17 protein-coding genes are annotated in these 16,242 nt (G+C 64.9%); 7 read left to right on the forward strand and 10 right to left on the reverse strand.

Translation table 11 applies throughout. The features are described from left to right. Positions 1-3: 3 nt before the first annotated feature. Both RRX38_RS10905 and RRX38_RS10910 read right to left on the reverse strand, forming a co-directional pair. Positions 4-363: a PilZ domain-containing protein gene (locus RRX38_RS10905; protein WP_315962664.1), complete on the reverse strand. Its 360-nt coding sequence runs from the start codon at positions 361-363 to the stop codon at positions 4-6. 198 nt (positions 364-561) lie between these two features. After that, complete coding sequence (locus tag RRX38_RS10910) at positions 562-936, reverse strand: tetratricopeptide repeat protein (protein WP_295473936.1); 375 nt, start codon at positions 934-936, stop codon at positions 562-564. Positions 937-1,114: 178 nt separating this feature from the next. Here RRX38_RS10910 and pyk point away from each other — a divergent pair, with 178 nt between their 5' ends. After that, complete coding sequence (gene pyk, locus RRX38_RS10915) at positions 1,115-2,566, forward strand: pyruvate kinase (protein ID WP_295473938.1); 1,452 nt, start codon at positions 1,115-1,117, stop codon at positions 2,564-2,566. A 118-nt stretch (positions 2,567-2,684) separates the two neighbouring features. Here the strand turns inward: pyk and RRX38_RS10920 are convergent, their stop codons facing one another. Next, positions 2,685-3,635 (reverse strand): iron-sulfur-binding ferredoxin reductase, encoded by a 951-nt coding sequence (locus RRX38_RS10920; RefSeq protein WP_315962504.1) that lies wholly within the window; start codon positions 3,633-3,635, stop codon positions 2,685-2,687. A 184-nt stretch (positions 3,636-3,819) separates the two neighbouring features. On the opposite strand from RRX38_RS10920, the gene RRX38_RS10925 reads away from it, so the two are divergent. Continuing rightward, a complete protein-coding gene (locus RRX38_RS10925) occupies positions 3,820-5,343 on the forward strand; it encodes a fumarate hydratase (protein WP_295473944.1) in 1,524 nt (507 codons plus the stop codon). Positions 5,344-5,737: 394 nt separating this feature from the next. Here the strand turns inward: RRX38_RS10925 and RRX38_RS10930 are convergent, their stop codons facing one another. The 3 genes from RRX38_RS10930 to RRX38_RS10940 all read right to left on the reverse strand — a co-directional run bounded on the left by RRX38_RS10930 (position 5,738) and on the right by RRX38_RS10940 (position 8,591). After that, a complete protein-coding gene (locus RRX38_RS10930) occupies positions 5,738-6,895 on the reverse strand; it encodes a phosphatidylserine/phosphatidylglycerophosphate/cardiolipin synthase family protein (protein ID WP_315962505.1) in 1,158 nt (385 codons plus the stop codon). 257 nt (positions 6,896-7,152) lie between these two features. Further along, a complete protein-coding gene (locus RRX38_RS10935; RefSeq protein WP_315962506.1) occupies positions 7,153-7,488 on the reverse strand; it encodes an amidase in 336 nt (111 codons plus the stop codon). Continuing rightward, the gene (locus RRX38_RS10940; protein WP_315962507.1) at positions 7,485-8,591 is read right to left on the reverse strand and encodes a serine hydrolase; all 1,107 of its coding nucleotides are present in this window, start codon (positions 8,589-8,591) and stop codon (positions 7,485-7,487) included. Before RRX38_RS10940 ends, RRX38_RS10935 begins: the two co-directional genes overlap by 4 nt. A gap of 203 nt (positions 8,592-8,794) precedes the next feature. Here RRX38_RS10940 and olsB point away from each other — a divergent pair, with 203 nt between their 5' ends. Further along, the gene (gene olsB / locus RRX38_RS10945; RefSeq protein ID WP_295473954.1) at positions 8,795-9,550 is read left to right on the forward strand and encodes an L-ornithine N(alpha)-acyltransferase; all 756 of its coding nucleotides are present in this window, start codon (positions 8,795-8,797) and stop codon (positions 9,548-9,550) included. After that, positions 9,550-10,356: a 1-acyl-sn-glycerol-3-phosphate acyltransferase gene (locus RRX38_RS10950; protein ID WP_315962508.1), complete on the forward strand. Its 807-nt coding sequence runs from the start codon at positions 9,550-9,552 to the stop codon at positions 10,354-10,356. The genes olsB and RRX38_RS10950 overlap by 1 nt, the downstream gene beginning before the upstream one ends. On the opposite strand, the gene RRX38_RS10955 is transcribed toward RRX38_RS10950, so the two are convergent. Then, a complete protein-coding gene (locus RRX38_RS10955) occupies positions 10,272-10,913 on the reverse strand; it encodes an ACP phosphodiesterase (protein ID WP_295473959.1) in 642 nt (213 codons plus the stop codon). The two genes, RRX38_RS10950 and RRX38_RS10955, sit on opposite strands and share 85 nt — an antisense overlap. Before the next feature lie 165 nt (positions 10,914-11,078). Between RRX38_RS10955 and RRX38_RS10960 the strand changes: the two genes are divergently transcribed. Together RRX38_RS10960 and RRX38_RS10965 are read left to right on the forward strand one after the other, a co-directional pair. Continuing rightward, positions 11,079-11,393 (forward strand): ArsR/SmtB family transcription factor, encoded by a 315-nt coding sequence (locus RRX38_RS10960; protein ID WP_295473962.1) that lies wholly within the window; start codon positions 11,079-11,081, stop codon positions 11,391-11,393. A 102-nt stretch (positions 11,394-11,495) separates the two neighbouring features. Next, positions 11,496-12,545 (forward strand): alkene reductase, encoded by a 1,050-nt coding sequence (locus RRX38_RS10965; protein ID WP_295473965.1) that lies wholly within the window; start codon positions 11,496-11,498, stop codon positions 12,543-12,545. A gap of 59 nt (positions 12,546-12,604) precedes the next feature. On the opposite strand, the gene RRX38_RS10970 is transcribed toward RRX38_RS10965, so the two are convergent. From RRX38_RS10970 to RRX38_RS10980, 3 genes are all read right to left on the reverse strand, one after another. After that, positions 12,605-13,465, reverse strand: a complete 861-nt coding sequence (locus RRX38_RS10970) for an ATPase (protein ID WP_315962509.1) — start codon at positions 13,463-13,465, stop codon at positions 12,605-12,607. Positions 13,466-13,583: 118 nt separating this feature from the next. Next, a complete protein-coding gene (locus tag RRX38_RS10975; RefSeq protein ID WP_315962510.1) occupies positions 13,584-14,585 on the reverse strand; it encodes an NAD(P)-dependent oxidoreductase in 1,002 nt (333 codons plus the stop codon). A 55-nt stretch (positions 14,586-14,640) separates the two neighbouring features. After that, entirely contained in the window at positions 14,641-15,528 is an 888-nt protein-coding gene (locus tag RRX38_RS10980; protein ID WP_315962511.1) for a LysR family transcriptional regulator ArgP, read from the reverse strand. A gap of 96 nt (positions 15,529-15,624) precedes the next feature. On the opposite strand from RRX38_RS10980, the gene RRX38_RS10985 reads away from it, so the two are divergent. Next, positions 15,625-16,227 carry a LysE/ArgO family amino acid transporter gene (locus RRX38_RS10985; protein WP_315962512.1) on the forward strand — a complete coding sequence of 201 codons (603 nt, stop codon included), beginning with the start codon at positions 15,625-15,627 and terminating at the stop codon, positions 16,225-16,227. The last annotated feature ends 15 nt before the right edge of the window (positions 16,228-16,242 follow it).

Consider the following 16,242-nt stretch of genomic DNA (forward strand, 5'->3'; position numbering starts at 1 on the left):
TGGTCAGGCCGAGGCTTCAAGTGGATAGAAGCTGAAGTAATGCTGCAGGCTGTGCATCAGTTCGAGATACTCGACCGGCGCTTCCTGGAGATGAAAGCCTGAATCGTAGCAACCTGGCGTCACGTCCTCATGACACCACTGGCAAGTGGCACTGACGTCGACCATGCGAAACTCATCGGGCCCCTGCGGGACCTTCAGACGCAGGTCGAAACGGCCGCCAACCAGCATCGGCAGGTCGCTGATCAGCATCAGTCCATCTTCGGACACATTGCCCAGACACCCCATGGGTCGGTCGGTATACCGATTGAAGACCTGGAGGTAGTACTGCAACTCGTGCCGCTTGATTCTTCTTTCTCTAAGCATGGCAGCGCCTTCCCCTTCAATGACCGCAGGCGGCTGGTGCACAAACGCTTCATCACGCAAGGCGACCACCACAACCCGCCGCACGAAAATCCCTGGATGCAGGGCTTTTCCGCCCCTTTCATTCCGTTAACAGAGAGACTAGCGCAATTTATACGTACATCCACCCGAACACGCTACCAATCATCCAATCGGGTGTAACTAGCGTGATGCAGGAAAAGTGCGGGCGGGCTCGCGCGGCGGGAAATGCCCCAGTTGCGCCAGAGTGTCGAGACGCGCACGGGCCCTGAAGGCGTATTCGTTGCCGGGGTACTGATTGATGATGTACAGGTAGGTCTGCGCCGCATCCACGTACAGCTTCTGTTTTTCCAGGCATTGCCCGCGCAGCATCGAAACCTCGGGCTGCACGTAGCGCCGCGAGCGGCTCTGACGGTCGACCTTGGATAGCGCCAGCATCGCCGTATCGCAATCGCCACGGTCGTAAGCGCGGTAGGCTTCGTTGAGGTTGGAATTCATCGCCCAGCGGGTGCAGCCGCTGGCGGCGGCCAGCAGCACGACAAGCATCAAGATACGCATGAGTCATCTCCTGTTCTGTGCCTGATATCGGCGGCCAGCGCCATTTCTTCAATCCAGCCTGCTCAACGGCGCTCAGCCGATTGCCCTGTCCGATCGAGGCGAGGTAGTGCAAAGGAACAATGACTACAGAGCCAGAGAGGAGTAGCCTCTGGCTGCGCTTCAATCTAGGAGTTTGTGCATGACCGTTCGCCGCACCAAAATCGTCGCCACACTGGGCCCTGCGAGTAATTCACCGGAAGTCATCGAGCGTCTGATCCTCTCGGGTCTGGACGTTGCCCGCCTGAACTTCTCCCATGGCACCCCGGACGAGCACAAGGCTCGCGCCCGGCTGATCCGCGAGATCGCCGCCAAGCATGGCCGTTTCGTTGCCCTGTTGGGCGACCTGCAAGGTCCGAAGATCCGTATCGCCAAATTCACCAACAAGCGTATCGAGCTCAAGGTTGGCGACAAGTTCACCTTCTCCACCGCTCATCCCCTGACCGAAGGTAACCAGGAAATCGTCGGCATCGACTATCCGGACCTGGTCAAGGATTGCGGCGTGGGCGACATCCTGCTGCTGGACGACGGGCGCGTGGTCATGCGTGTCGACACCCAGACCGCCCACGAACTGCACTGCACCGTGCAGGTCGGCGGCCCGCTGTCCGACCACAAGGGCATCAACCGCCTGGGTGGCGGCCTCACTGCACCGGCCCTGACCGAGAAAGACAAGCACGACATCAAGCTGGCGGCCGAGATGGACCTGGACTATCTGGCCGTGTCCTTCCCGCGTGACGCTTCCGACATGGAATACGCCCGCCAGCTGCGCGACGAGGCCGGCGGTACCGCCTGGCTGGTCGCCAAGATCGAGCGTGCCGAAGCCGTGGCCGACGATGAAGTGCTCGATGCCCTGATCCGCGCCAGCGACGCGGTGATGGTTGCCCGTGGCGACCTGGGTGTGGAAATCGGCGACGCCGAGCTGGTCGGCGTGCAGAAGAAAATCATTGCCCATGCCCGTACCCACAACAAGGCCGTGATCGTCGCCACGCAAATGATGGAGTCGATGATCACCAGCCCGATGCCGACCCGTGCCGAGGTTTCCGACGTGGCCAACGCCGTGCTGGACTACACCGACGCCGTGATGCTCTCGGCCGAGAGCGCCGCCGGTTCTTATCCGGTCGAAGCGGTCCAGGCCATGGCACGTATCTGCCTGGGTGCCGAACGCCATCCGACCGGCAAGAGTTCCAAGCACCGTCTGGGTGAAAGCTTCACCCGCTGCGACGAAAGCATCGCGCTGGCGGCCATGTACACCGCCAACCACTTCCCTGGCGTGAAGGCGATCATCGCCCTGACCGAAAGCGGCTACACCCCGCTGATCATGTCGCGCATCCGTTCCTCGGTGCCGATCTTCGCCTTCTCTCCGCACCGCGAAACCCAAGCCCGTGCGGCGATGTTCCGTGGCGTGTACACCATCCCCTTCGACCCGGCATCGCTGCCACCAGGGCAGGTCAGCCAGGCCGCCGTGGACGAGCTGCTGCAACGCGGGCTGATCGAACAGGGCGACTGGGTGATCCTCACCAAGGGTGACAGCTACCACACCATTGGCGGCACCAACGGCATGAAGATCCTGCACGTGGGCGATCCGCTGGTCTGATCCCGCGGTTGCTACGGCAAAGCCCCGGCGCGCAAGCGACCGGGGCTTTTTTCATTCAGGCGCAACAGCGTCGGGCGGAATCGGCTTCAGCCGGCAAGCCTTCCGCAGCTGAAGTCGTTCAGATACCTGCCGGCCGGCTGCCGAGAAACATATCGGTCAACACCCGGTTGCGCGGCACACCCGCCAGGTACAGGCTCTTGGCGAAGGTCTCGACGCTGTCCGGGCTGCCGCAGGCCAGCGCCACAGCCTGGCGCGCCAGCAGACGCAGCTCGCCCAGCGCCTCGCGCAGCGCCGGCGGAGTAACCAGCCTGACATGCAGCGCCGCATGCTCGCCTGACAGGCGTGCCAGTTCATCGGCCAGGTAATGACCTGCGGCCTCATGGGCCAGATGCAGGATATGGATCGGCCCCTGGTGGCCCTCATGCAGGGCCTGGCGCAGAACCCCCCACAGCGGCCCCAGCCCCGTACCGGCGGCCAACAGCAAGAGGGGGCGCGCCTGCCAGTCCGGGTCGTAGTGCAGCGCCCCGCCGCGCAGCTCACCCAGGCGCAACCGGTCGCCGGCCCGCAGATTCCGTGCGACATCGCAGAAGGCGCCTGGCAGACGGCAATCGATGTGGAATTCGAGAAAATCGTCGCAGCCCGGCAGGCTGGCCAGCGAATAGGGCCGCGCCACCCCGCTCTCGGTCCACAGCACCTGATGCTGGCCGGCCCGGTAACGCTGCGGGCGCTCGGCCTGCAGGCGCAGGCGCAACACCTGGGCACCCAGCCAGTCGGCCGCGACCACCTGTGCCGGCAGGCCATCGTGCAGCGGGTCGAAGACCTCCAGGTCGAGGTCTTCCACCACACGGCACTGGCAGGCCAGGCGCCAGCCCTGCTGGCGGCGTTCGGCGGCCAGCGCTTCGGGCTGGGCGTCCAGCGCTTCGCCCCGGGTGCAGCGCACCAGGCAGGCATGGCAACTGCCGGCCCGACAGCTATAGGGGATGGAAATGCCGGCCTGGATCAGGGCATCGAGCAGGCCGTCGCCGGCGCTCACCGGCCAGTGCCGGGCACCGACTCGCAGATGGGGCATCGAGAACTTCCTGGCGCCGCCTGTAGAAAATGACGCCGATTGTACAGGCTGGGCGACCGGGCAGGTTATACTGCCGCGCCTTTTGCGCCCGCTACGGCCCTTTCTGGTGCGAATCCAAGCGCTTCGCCAGAGCTTCGCCGAGTAGCGTCAACAATGTTCCCGTCCCTAAAGAGGAGCGCGCTGCATGACCGTGATCAAGCAAGACGACCTGATTCAGAGCGTGGCCGACGCCCTGCAGTTCATTTCCTACTACCACCCCGTGGACTTCATCCAGGCGATGCACGAAGCCTACCTGCGTGAAGAATCCCCGGCTGCTCGCGACTCCATCGCCCAGATCCTGATCAACTCGCGCATGTGCGCCACCGGCCATCGTCCGATCTGCCAGGACACCGGCATCGTCACCGTCTTCGTGCGCGTCGGTATGGACGTACGCTGGGATGGCGCGACCATGAGCCTGGACGACATGATCAACGAAGGCGTGCGTCGCGCCTACAACCTGCCCGAGAACGTCCTGCGCGCCTCGATCCTGGCCGACCCGGCCGGCAGCCGCAAGAACACCAAGGACAATACCCCGGCGGTCATCCACTACTCCATCGTGCCGGGCAACACCGTCGAGGTGGACGTCGCGGCCAAGGGCGGCGGTTCGGAAAACAAGTCGAAGATGGCCATGCTCAACCCATCCGACTCCATCGTCGACTGGGTCCTCAAGACCGTACCGACCATGGGTGCTGGCTGGTGCCCACCCGGCATGCTCGGCATCGGCATCGGCGGTACCGCCGAAAAGGCCGCTGTGATGGCCAAGGAAGTGTTGATGGAGTCCATCGACATCCATGAACTCAAGGCCCGTGGCCCGCAGAACCGTATCGAGGAACTGCGCCTGGAGCTGTTCGAGAAGGTCAACCAGCTGGGCATCGGCGCCCAGGGCCTGGGCGGCCTGACCACCGTGCTCGACGTGAAGATCATGGACTACCCGACCCACGCCGCCTCGCTGCCGGTGTGCATGATCCCCAACTGCGCGGCCACCCGTCACGCGCACTTCGTGCTCGACGGCTCCGGCCCGGCCGAACTGGAAGCGCCATCGCTGGACGCCTACCCGGAGATCGTCTGGGAAGCCGGCCCGTCGGCCCGCCGTGTCGACCTCGACACCCTGACGCCGGAAGAAGTGCAGAGCTGGCAGCCGGGCGAGACCATCCTGCTCAACGGCAAGATGCTCACTGGCCGCGACGCCGCGCACAAACGCATGGTCGAGATGCTCAACAAAGGCGAAAGCCTGCCGGTGGACCTCAAGGGTCGCTTCATCTACTACGTCGGCCCGGTCGATCCGGTCGGCGACGAAGTGGTTGGCCCGGCAGGTCCGACCACCGCGACACGGATGGACAAATTCACTCGCCAGATCCTCGAACAGACCGGCCTGCTGGGCATGATCGGCAAGTCCGAGCGCGGCCCGACCGCCATCGACGCGATCAAGGACCACAAGGCCGTGTACCTGATGGCCGTGGGCGGCGCTGCCTATCTGGTGGCCCAGGCGATCCGCAAGTCGAAGGTCGTGGCTTTCGCCGAGCTGGGCATGGAAGCGATCTACGAGTTCGAGGTCAAGGACATGCCGGTCACCGTTGCAGTGGACAGCAAGGGTGAGTCGGTGCACATCACCGGCCCGGCGATCTGGCAGAAGAAGATCAGCGACAGCCTGGCGGTGGAAGTTCAGTAACCCCAGGCGCTACAGGAAAAGCCCGGCCCGCCATGGCCGGGCTTTTTCATGTCTGGCCGTTGGTCGAGGCCTGTCATTTCTGCCAGTGGACGCTAGCCCCCTGGCGTCGCAGACTGAACCCGCAGTCGAGCGAAACCTGCCAGGGACGACAAGACCTTCTCCCCATGGCCAGGCCCGTCAGGCTATCGGGCATGACCGAGCAACAGGAACGTGCTGGCGACACTGATGGTGTTGCCGCGCTGAACGATCGCACAGGCCGAGCGCAGGCCTTGCCGTATCGATCGGAGCACGCGTGGCCATTGGCAATGCCGAGGGGAGAAGGCGCGCTTGTCTGCACTGCCGGCAATGACGCCCGGTAAGAACGGCAATAGTGCCCCGCCCATAGGCACAAACCTCAGCCCCTGCGATCCAGCAGGTTGACCACCAGCCTGTCCAGCCAGCCCCAGACCCGTTGCTTGACCCGTCGCCACAAGGGTCGAGACTTCCAGTCGGCCAGGGTGACCTCGCGGCTGTGTGCGAAATCCTTGTCGAAACTGGCCACCACCTGCCCGGTAAGCTGCGGGTCGATGGCCTCCAGGTTGGCTTCCAGATTGAAGCGCAGGTTCCAGTGGTCGAAATTGCACGAGCCGATGCTGGTCCAGTCATCGATCAGCACCATCTTCAGGTGCAGGAAGCACGGCTGGAATTCGAAGATCTTCACCCCGGCGCGCAGCAACCGCGGGTAATAGCGATGCCCGGCGTAACGCACCGAAGGGTGATCGGTGCGCGGCCCGGTGAGCAGCAGGCGCACGTCGACACCACGCAGCGCCGCCTTGCGCAACGAGCGGCGCACACGCCAGGTCGGCAGAAAATAAGGCGTAGCCAGCCAGATCCGCCGCTGCCCGCTGTTCAGCGCACGCACCAGCGATTGCAGAATGTCACGGTGCTGACGGGCATCGGCATACGCCACCCGGCCCAGACCTGAGCCGGCCACCGGGACCTTGGGCAAGTGAGTCAGGCCGAAATTGTCCTGGGGCCGCCAGGCGGTGCGCTGTTCGTTGACGTGGAACTGGCGGTCGAACAAGGCCTGCCAGTCGATCACCAGCGGCCCGCGAATTTCTACCATCACCTCATGCCACTGGCTGACCGGCTTGTGCGGCTCCCAGAATTCATCGGTCACGCCGGTGCCGCCCACCACTGCCAGACGCTTGTCGACCAGCAGCAGCTTGCGGTGGTCGCGATACAGATTGCGCAATCCGCGTCGCCAGCGAATCGGGTTGTAGTGACGCAGGATCACCCCGCCCTCGGTCAGCCGCTGCCTGAGTCGACTGCCCAGCGCCTGGCTGCCATAGCCATCGAACAGACAGCGCACGATCACCCCACGCCGCGCTGCCGCCACCAACGCCGCCACCACCGCTTCGGCACAGTGCCCGGCCTCGACCAGGTACAGCTCCAGGTCGACCTGCTGCTCGGCGCCCTCGATAGCGGCCAGCATACGCGGAAAGAACGCCGGGCCGTCGATCAGCAGTTCGAAGTGATTGTCTTCACGCCAGGGAAATATGGTGCCAGCCATGTTCAGCGGGCCAGACCAAGACGCAACACGGATCGAGCTGCGCGGGCGAGCTGATCGACCGCAAGACGAGCGACGTCCTGTACGAGTGAAACCCGTGCAGGCCAGGACGCCGTTCGCGGCAGCAACGGCGCCCACAGGTCACAGGCGGCCAGAGCGAACAGTGTTGGGCCAGGGCGTTTGAGCATGCGATCTCCGCAAGGGCAGTGGGACGGCAAATCTATCCGCCTGTCAGACCACTGGCAAATCGCCCGGTTCGCTCAGGAGGGCGGTGGCAGCAAGCGGCAACCCTGACGTTCGCCCTGCCACGCCGCCCGATGGCTGCGGCCCAGACCGCTGGCGGTCACGGTGCGGGTCGCTTCATCGTCGACCAGGCTGCTGGGCACATACTGCTTCACGTAGCCACGACAGTACTGCGCCGGGTTGCCGGTGACGTAGCGGCACGAGCAGTACTCCTTGGCGGTATAGGCGCTGATGATGTCGGGGAAGGCCTGCAAGGCGGCTCGATGCAACCAGCCCCATACCAGCAGCACGGCAAGCACCAGCAGCAACAGACTGCTCAGCGGGCGGCGACGCAGAAAGCTGTGGCGGCTCATGGTCGCGCTCCCGGACCGAAAGCGGCCAGTACGTGCTGCAAGAGGTCAGCGTGGCGGTAGCTGCCGTCACGGTCGTCGCCGTAGCGCACGATCACCAGCCCGGCGCTGGGAATCACGAACAGCGCCTGGCCCCAGTGGCCCAACGCCGCGAAGGTATCGGCCGGCGCCTGCGGCCAGGGCCCTGGCGCACCGGACGCCGTGCGGTTGAGCCACCAGTGGCCGCCGACCGTCTCATCGGTGGCATCGGCGTTACGCCCCGCGAAGGGGGTCAGCACGAAGTCCATCCAGGCCACCGGCAACAGCTGGCGGTCCTGCCAGCGCCCGCCGCGCTGCATGAGCAGGCCGATGCGGGCCAGGTCGCGGGCATTCAGATACAGATAGGACGACCCGACGAAGGTGCCGCTGGCGTCCGTCTCCCAGGTTGCGCTGCGAATGCCCAGCGGCTCGAACAACGCGGACCACGGATAGTCAGGATAAGCCGCTGCGCCGACCATGCCCTTGAGGGCCGCCGCCAGCACGTTGCTGTCGCCGCTGGAATAGCGCCAGGCGCTGCCTGCTGCCCAGGCACGCCCGTGCTCGGCGGTAAAGCGCGCCATATCCTGGTGGCCACGGGTGTAGAGCATGGCCACCACCGAGGAATTCAGCGGCGCGTACTCGTAATCCTCCTGCCAGTCGAGTCCTGAAGACCAATGCAGCAGGTCGGCCAGGGTCACGTCCGGGTGCGCCTTGAAGGGCTCGTAGAAACGCGCCACCGGATCTTCGAGGGCAAAGCGACCTTCAGCGAAGGCCACGCCGAGTACGGTCGCCAGCACGCTCTTGCTCACCGACCAGGTCAGGTGCGGGGTGTCGCCACGGGTCGGCCCGGCATAGCGTTCGTAGACGATACGCCCGTCACGCACCACCAGCAGGGCATCGGTGCGCACGCCCTTGCGCTGCGTCTCGTCACGCGGCGCAAAGGCGTAGGCGTCCAGTGCCTGCAACGCCGCGGAGGGTGCGGCAGGCCCCTCGCGCCATTGGCTGGCGGGCCATTCTTCGGCCTGCACCACAAGGCTGCCCAGGCAGCAGGCCAGCCACAGACAGAACCGGGCGAAACGACGAGTCATGAAGGTTTTCCACGGCAGAGGTCGCCCAGCTTAACCGCATTGGATGACAGAACGGCGTCGTCAAGAGCCGGAAACCGCTGGTAACACAACCATCACCAAAGCGTCACGGGCATGACACGGCACCTCCCTAGCCTGCAGGTACAGCAATGCGCTTGGACCCATCATTCGACCGGCCCTGCTCGGCTGGCACCCGGAGAGTTCGCATGACCCAGATCGCCCGTATCCGTGACAACAGTTCCGAACGCCGTCTGCAGGCCGAGCGCCTGACCGGGCCGCGTGCCCTGCAGGAAGCTCAGGCACTGCGTTTCAGTGTATTCAGCGCAGAATTCAACGCACGCCTCAAAGGCGCCGAACTGGGTCTGGATATCGACGACTACGACGTGCACTGCATGCACATCGGCGTGCGTGATCTGAACACCGGGCGCCTGGTCGCCACCACCCGCCTGCTCGACCACAAGGCTGCCACCAGCCTGGGGCGCTTCTACAGCGAAGAAGAATTCAGCCTGCACGGCCTGGCGCACCTGCAAGGCCCGATCCTGGAGCTGGGGCGCACCTGCGTCGACCCGGCCTACCGCAACGGTGGCACCATCGCCGTGCTGTGGAGCGAGCTGGCCGAAGTGCTCAACGAAGGCGGCTACAGCTACCTGATGGGCTGCGCCAGCATTCCCATGCAGGACGGCGGCATCCAGGCCCACGCGATCATGCAGCGCCTGCGCGAACGCTACCTGTGCACCGAACATCTGCGCGCCGAACCGCGCACGCCACTGCCCAGCCTCGACGTGCCCGGCAACGTGATCTGCGAGATGCCCCCTTTGCTGAAGGCCTACATGCGCCTGGGCGCGAAGATCTGTGGCGAGCCTTGCTGGGACCAGGACTTCCAGGTGGCCGACGTGTTCATTCTGCTCAAGCGTGACGAGCTGTGCCCGCGCTACGCGCGCCACTTCAAGGCGGCGGTGTGATGAGCCGGCTGCGCAGTGTGCTGCGCGTGGCCAGGGTACTGCTGGTGATCGTTGCCGGCCTGGCGCTGGGCAGCCTGGTCGCGACCCTGGAACGCCTGCGCCTCGGCGGCTCGATCGGCCTGCGCCAGCGCTGCAGCCGCTGGTTCATGGCACGCCTGAGCAACGCCCTGCCGTTTCGGGTAACGGTGCACGGCGAACTGCCGCGCGAACCGATGCTGTGGGTCTGCAACCACGTGTCCTGGACCGATATCCCCTTGCTGGGCCAGCTCACGCCGCTGTCGTTCCTGTCCAAGGCCGAAGTGCGCACCTGGCCCATTGCAGGCTGGCTGGCGCACAAGGCTGGCACCCTGTTCATCCGCCGCGGTGCCGGCGACAGCCGCCTGGTGCAACGCCAGATGGGCAACCTGCTGCAGCAGGGTCGTGCACTGCTGATCTTCCCGGAAGGCACCACCACCGACGGCCGCGCACTGCGTACCTTCCACGGTCGCCTGTTGTCCAGCGCCATCGACGCCGGTGTCGCCCTGCAACCGGTCGCCATCGAATACCGCCGCGCCGGCGCGCCGGACAGCATCGCGCCGTTCATCGGTGACGATGACCTGCTCTCGCACATTCGTCGGCTGTTCGCTCATGAGCAGGGCGAGGTGCACATCCACCTGTTGGCGCCCATCGCCAGCAGTGGCAAGGAACGCGCCGCCCTGGCCTTCGAAGCGCAGGCGGCGGTTCAGCAGGCGCTGTTCGGCGCACTGCCGGAAAGCCCCGCGGTGCCAGAACCAGCCACGGCGGCATCACCCGCCAAGGCGGCCTGAGCGAAGTCCTGCAACACCGGATAGAAGGCCGCGAAGTCCTCGCTCAGCGGTTGGTACAGGCCAGGCAGTTCCTGCATGGCCTGGAACAACCCCTCGGGGCGTGACAGGCGCCGGGCGATGCCACCCAGCGCTGCTTCAACCACCGAATACTCCTGATAGGACCCCAACCAGTCCTGCGCGACCATGCGCGGCGCCACCGCCGCCAGACGCTCAGGCAAGTCAGCCTGCGCCCGCAGTACGCGGTAGAAACGCTCGGTGAAAGCCTCCAGCGGCACTTGCGCATAGCAGTGCCAGTCTCTGGCCAGGCAGTGATCGAAGAACACGTCCAGCACGATCCCCGCATAGCGTCGGTTGCCCTGAGAGAAGCGCCCCAGCGCGGCCCGGGTCAAGGGATGCCGGTCAGTGAAGGCGTCGATGCGCCGGTGCAAATGGATAGACGCCTCGACCTCGGGCGTAAAGCGCCCGGCCAGCGGTCCTTTGACGAAGTCGCCGTAGAGGCTGCCGAGCAATTGCGCGGGGCGTTGCCCGCCGAGATGAAGATGTGCGAGGTAGTTCATGTCCCCAAGCCTACGCCGGGAACAGCGGCCATGAAACCCATATCGTTATAACCCGATATATCGATTCGCTCTGTGCTCAGCACTTCTGGATATTTGTACATCGCGATATAGCGATATATCGTCAACCGCTCATCGTCCTATTGCGCAGCCTCCATCGAGAACGCCATGAACATCGACCTCGACGAAGTCATGAAAGCCCTGGCCCATCCGGTTCGCCGCGAAATCCTCGTCTGGCTGAAGAACCCCGAGGCCTGTTTTCCGGACCAGGAGCACTCGCTGGAACACGGTGTGTGCGCCGGAAAGATCGACCAGCGTACAGGGCTGTCTCAGTCCACCGTCTCGGCGCACCTGGCCACGCTGCAGCGTGCCGGGCTGATCACCAGCAAAAAAGTCGGCCAGTGGCACTTCTTCAGGCGCAACGAAGCCTGCATCCAGGCTTTCGTGCAGGCCCTGGTCGCCGAGCTGGACAACCGCGCATGACCTTTCCAACCGGCCAGGCCGCCCTTCCCGGCGGCCTGGTCTTGCGTACTTCATGGGGCGACACGCATGCCCCGAACCGTCTCATCATCGAGGGTTTGTGACATGACCACACTGTTTGACCCGATCACCGTGGGTGACCTGGAACTGCCCAACCGCATCATCATGGCGCCGCTGACCCGCTGCCGCGCCGACGAAGGCCGGGTGCCCAACGCCATGATGGCCGAGTACTACGTACAGCGCGCCTCGGCGGGCCTGATCATCAGCGAAGCGACCTCAGTGACCCCGATGGGCGTCGGCTACCCGGACACTCCGGGCATCTGGTCCACCGACCAGGTGCGCGGCTGGAGCAACGTGACCAAGGCCGTGCATGGCGCCGGCGGACGTATCGTGCTGCAGCTGTGGCATGTCGGGCGCATTTCACACCCCTCCTACCTCAACGGCGAGACCCCGGTAGCGCCCAGCGCGGTGAAGCCGGCCGGGCACGTCAGCCTGGTGCGCCCGCAGGCGGAGTTCCCGACCCCGCGAGCCCTGGAGCTGGCAGAGATCGGTGATGTCATCGAGGCCTACCGCAGCGGGGCGGAGAACGCCAAGGCAGCCGGTTTCGACGGCGTGGAAATCCATGCCGCCAACGGCTACCTGCTCGACCAGTTCCTGCAGACCAAGACCAACCAGCGCACCGACCGCTACGGCGGCTCGTTGGAAAACCGCGCCCGCCTGCTGCTGGAAGTGACCGACGCGGTCATCGACGTGTGGGGTGCCGGCCGGGTCGGTGTACACCTGGCACCACGCGCCGATGCCCATGACATGGGCGACGACAACCGGGCGGAGACCTTCGGCTACGTGGCCAGCGAGCTGGGCAAGCGCGGCATCGCCTTCATCTGCGCCCGCGAGCGGGAAGCCGATGACAGCCTCGGCCCGCAGTTGAAAAAGGCTTTCGGCGGCGTGTACATCGCCAACGAGAAATTCACCAAAGCCACGGCCAACGCCTGGCTGTCCAGCGGCAAGGCCGATGCGGTGGCCTTCGGTGTGCCTTACATCGCCAACCCGGACCTGCCCGAGCGACTGGCCCAGGATGCACCGCTCAACGAGGCCGACCCGCAGACCTTCTACGGCAAGGGCCCGGTCGGTTACATCGACTACCCCCGCCTGTAACCAGAGTGACAAAAAAGGCGCAGCCCCTGGGGGATGCGCCTTTTTTCATAGCGGCTGATTCACTGTGCCGTGCCAATGCGCTGCGACAGGGTCTGCACCTGGTTGGTCAGTGCATTGAGGTTGCGCGTCACCTGGCTGCGGAACGCGTCGAACTCGGCGGTGTTGGTCCCGGAAGGGGCTGCCGCCGGACGGTTTTCCTGCTCGCTCCTGAGCACCAGCAGGTCCTGTTGCAGGCGCTCGATATCGGCCGCCGGATTACCCTGCTTCTTCAGCGCGGCAACGTCGGCAGCCAGGCTCTTGAGCTGCGCATCGAACTTGCCCTGCTCGCCCTGTGCAGCCTTGATCTGCTCCGGCAATGCCGCCTTGAGCGCGGCCAATTCAGCCTGCACGGCCTTGAGCTGCTCCTGGGTCTGGGCCAGCGCCGTGCGCTGTTCAGTGGTCTGTCCGCCCAGCTGCTCCAGGCGCTTGTCGAGGCTGCCCTGCTCGCCCTGGGCATTCTCCCGATGTTTTTCCTGCTCCTGCAGCTGCGCGTCGAGCAGGTCCAGGCGCTGCTTGAGGGCCTCGCCTTCGCGGCTCATGGCCTCGTTGGCGGTGACCTTGCCGGAAATGTCCTGCAGCCGGCCAGCGGCGTCCTCACTGATGCGCGCGAAACTTTCCTGGGTCGCAACCAGTTGCTGTTCCATCAGCGAGATCTGCTGGAAGCTCCACCAGCCCAGGCCGCAAAAGGCGATGAACAAGGCACCGATCAAGGCCCACAGCGGTGCAGTGGTCGGGGCCTTGACCTTGACCACCGGCGTCTCGCGTGAGTACACCGTGGTGCGTTCCCGTGCCCCCCTGGTCGGCACCAGGTCGTCATCGTCGTCATCCCGGGCACTGAGGCTGGGGATGTCATCGATGTCGTCTTGTGGTTCGTTACGCATAAGCCATCCTTCAAAGAGGTTTTGTAAGAAACCTGGCAACCCGGCGCAGTGTAAACGCCGGACATGACGCCAATGCCTGCGCCCAGGCTCGGTACTCGCGGTTGTCGACCGCTGAGGACTAGCGCGCCTGGTACATGTGCCCGGCCTTCCACCAGGCACAGAACTCGTCCAGCGCGGCCCACAGGCTGACCTGCGGCTCATAGCCCAGATAGTGCCGCGCCCGGGCGATATCGAGGGTGAAATCCTTGTTAAGCACCTGCACGCCGAGCCTCGACAGCGTCGGTTCGGGACGACCCGGCCAAACCAGGCAGGCGGCCTCGTTGAGCATGGCCATGCCGTAGGTCAGGCCGAACGATCTGTAACGCCTGACCTGCGGCAACTGCATCTGGCGCATCACGTAGTTGATCGCATCCCAGATCGGCACTGGCTGGCCATTGCTGATGTTGTAGACCTGCCCCAACGCCTCGTCACCCACCTGAACGCTGCGCAGCAAGGCCTGATTCAGGTTGGCCATGCTGGTGAAATCGACACGGTTCAGGCCGTTGCCCACGATCGCCAGGCGGCGCTTTTCCTGCAGCCTGAGCAAGCGGGGGAAGATACTGCGATCCCCCGCGCCCGTCACCATCCGCGGACGCAACGCAATGACCTCCAGGCCGAACTCCTGCGCGCCGAACACTTTCTGCTCGGCCAGGTACTTGGTCTGCGCGTAGGTATTGGCAAAACGCCGGGGTACCTGGTCTTCGCGCACGCCGAGCCGCGAGCGGCCGTCGAAATACACCGACGGCGACGACAGATAGACCAGCCGCCGGACCTTCTGTTTCAGACAGGCTTCGACGACGTTTTCGGTGAGCTGCACATTGGCTTGCAGGAAATCCTGGCGACGCCCCCAGAATCCCACCGCGCCGGCGCAATGCACCACGGTATCGACATCGCTGCACAAGGCACGAACCCCATCGGCGTCGGCCAGGTCGGCCGCCATGCACTGCGCACCGCGCAGGGCAAGGGGCTCCAGCGCTTCGCCGCGCCGGGCAGTGACCCGCACGTCGAATCCGCGCTCCAGGGCGTAGCGCGCGAAGCGCCCGCCGATGAAGCCGCTCGCGCCAGTGACCAGAATCTTCATTTACTCATCCTTCAACACAGACCACGACACAGCCTGAAGACGCTTGGTTCTATCCTCAGGGCACCAGCCACTGCGCGGCCTGCCGGGCCAAGTGGCTGGTCAGGCGGTTCAACAGCTGACCACCATTGCGCCAATGATGCCAGTACAGGGGCACCTCGATGCAGTGCCCCGGTAAAAGATCGCGCAGGGTACCGTCGTGCAGTTGATCGCGCACCTGCAGATCCGGTACCAGCCCCCAGCCCAGACCGGCCTCCAGCATACGCACGAAGCCCTCGGAAGACGGGCACAGGTGGTGCTCGAAACTTTCGTGCAGGCCGAGTGACGACAGGTAGCGATGCTGCAAGGTGTCATCCGGGCCGAACACCAGCACCGGCACGCGATTGAGCCGCGTCGCGTCCACCCCCTGCGGGAAATGCCGGGCGATGAATGTCGGGCTGGCCAGGGCCAGGTAGCGCATCGCCCCCAGGCGCAGGCTGCGTGCGCCAGAAACCGGTCGTTCGCTGGCACACACGCAGGCGGCGACCTCACCGGCACGCATGCGCCGCAAGCCGACTTCCTGGTCTTCCACCACCAAATCCAGCAGCAGGCGATGGTCGATGCAGAAGTCTCCAACCGCACCCGCCCACCAGGTGGCCAGGCTGTCAGCATTGAGCGCGATACGCAGCCGGTCGGGCAGGCCCTCTTCATCCAGGCTCGGCACCTGGCCCTGCAGGTCGCGTTCGAGCAGACGCACCTGCTGCACATGGTTGAGCAGCCGCTGGCCGATCTCGGTCGGGCCTGGCGGCGTGGAGCGCACCAGCACCGGCTGGCCCACGCGCGCTTCGAGCAGCTTGATGCGCTGCGACACCGCCGACTGGGAAATACCCAGTACCTGGGCGGCGCGTTCAAAGCCGGCCTGTTCGACGACGGCCGCCAGCGCGGAAAGCAGCTTGTAATCGAACATCAGTTTTCCTAATGAGCAATGAGTAAGATTGATTTTTCTTATACAGGCAAGCAGCCCAGAATCGCCAGCCATTACTTCGACGCGGATGTTCCTCTCATGTGGCAAAGCTATGTAAACGGTCTGTTGGTGGCCTTCGGGTTGATCATGGCCATCGGTGCACAGAACGCTTTCGTCCTGTCCCAGGGACTGCGCCGCGAACACCATGTCTCGGTTGCCGTGCTGTGCATTCTCTGTGACGCGGTGCTGGTGGCCCTGGGTGTGTTCGGCCTGGCCAGCCTGCTGTTGCAGAACCCGACCCTGCTAGCCATCGCACGCTGGGGCGGCGCGCTGTTCCTGAGCTGGTACGGCATCCAGGCACTGCGCCGCGCCTGCGCCCGGCAGAGCCTGGAGAACAGCGCCACCCAAGGCGCACGCTCGCGCCGCGCGGTGCTGCTCAGTGCCCTGGCGGTGACCCTGCTCAACCCGCACGTGTACCTCGACACCGTGCTGCTGATCGGCTCGCTGGGCGCCCAGCAGAGCATGCCAGGCGCCTATGTGGCAGGCGCCGCCAGCGCCTCGATGCTGTGGTTCTGCCTGCTGGCCTTCGGCGCAGCCTGGCTGGCCCCCTGGCTGGCCCGGCCGACCACCTGGCGGCTGGTCGACCTGATGGTCGCGGTGATGATGTTCAGCGTCGCCGTGCAACTGATACGGGGTGTCTGAATACGTCGCGGCATG

The organism is Pseudomonas sp. DTU_2021_1001937_2_SI_NGA_ILE_001 (assembly GCF_032463525.1).
Taxonomy (GTDB): domain Bacteria; phylum Pseudomonadota; class Gammaproteobacteria; order Pseudomonadales; family Pseudomonadaceae; genus Aquipseudomonas.

What these genes read in the sequence shown, in the direction of transcription:
- RRX38_RS10925 (WP_295473944.1), top strand. Translation starts at nt 3,820, where the DNA reads ATGACCGTGATCAAGCAAGACGACCTGATTCAGAGCGTGGCCGACGCC.
- RRX38_RS10920 (WP_315962504.1), bottom strand. Translation starts at nt 3,635, where the DNA reads ATGCCCCATCTGCGAGTCGGTGCCCGGCACTGGCCGGTGAGCGCCGGC.
- olsB (WP_295473954.1), top strand. Translation starts at nt 8,795, where the DNA reads ATGACCCAGATCGCCCGTATCCGTGACAACAGTTCCGAACGCCGTCTG.
- RRX38_RS10940 (WP_315962507.1), bottom strand. Translation starts at nt 8,591, where the DNA reads ATGACTCGTCGTTTCGCCCGGTTCTGTCTGTGGCTGGCCTGCTGCCTG.
- RRX38_RS10985 (WP_315962512.1), top strand. Translation starts at nt 15,625, where the DNA reads ATGTGGCAAAGCTATGTAAACGGTCTGTTGGTGGCCTTCGGGTTGATC.
- RRX38_RS10935 (WP_315962506.1), bottom strand. Translation starts at nt 7,488, where the DNA reads ATGAGCCGCCACAGCTTTCTGCGTCGCCGCCCGCTGAGCAGTCTGTTG.
- RRX38_RS10955 (WP_295473959.1), bottom strand. Translation starts at nt 10,913, where the DNA reads ATGAACTACCTCGCACATCTTCATCTCGGCGGGCAACGCCCCGCGCAA.
- RRX38_RS10965 (WP_295473965.1), top strand. Translation starts at nt 11,496, where the DNA reads ATGACCACACTGTTTGACCCGATCACCGTGGGTGACCTGGAACTGCCC.
- RRX38_RS10905 (WP_315962664.1), bottom strand. Translation starts at nt 363, where the DNA reads ATGCTTAGAGAAAGAAGAATCAAGCGGCACGAGTTGCAGTACTACCTC.
- RRX38_RS10960 (WP_295473962.1), top strand. Translation starts at nt 11,079, where the DNA reads ATGAACATCGACCTCGACGAAGTCATGAAAGCCCTGGCCCATCCGGTT.
- RRX38_RS10910 (WP_295473936.1), bottom strand. Translation starts at nt 936, where the DNA reads ATGCGTATCTTGATGCTTGTCGTGCTGCTGGCCGCCGCCAGCGGCTGC.
- RRX38_RS10980 (WP_315962511.1), bottom strand. Translation starts at nt 15,528, where the DNA reads ATGTTCGATTACAAGCTGCTTTCCGCGCTGGCGGCCGTCGTCGAACAG.
- RRX38_RS10975 (WP_315962510.1), bottom strand. Translation starts at nt 14,585, where the DNA reads ATGAAGATTCTGGTCACTGGCGCGAGCGGCTTCATCGGCGGGCGCTTC.
- RRX38_RS10970 (WP_315962509.1), bottom strand. Translation starts at nt 13,465, where the DNA reads ATGCGTAACGAACCACAAGACGACATCGATGACATCCCCAGCCTCAGT.
- RRX38_RS10950 (WP_315962508.1), top strand. Translation starts at nt 9,550, where the DNA reads ATGAGCCGGCTGCGCAGTGTGCTGCGCGTGGCCAGGGTACTGCTGGTG.
- RRX38_RS10930 (WP_315962505.1), bottom strand. Translation starts at nt 6,895, where the DNA reads ATGGCTGGCACCATATTTCCCTGGCGTGAAGACAATCACTTCGAACTG.
- pyk (WP_295473938.1), top strand. Translation starts at nt 1,115, where the DNA reads ATGACCGTTCGCCGCACCAAAATCGTCGCCACACTGGGCCCTGCGAGT.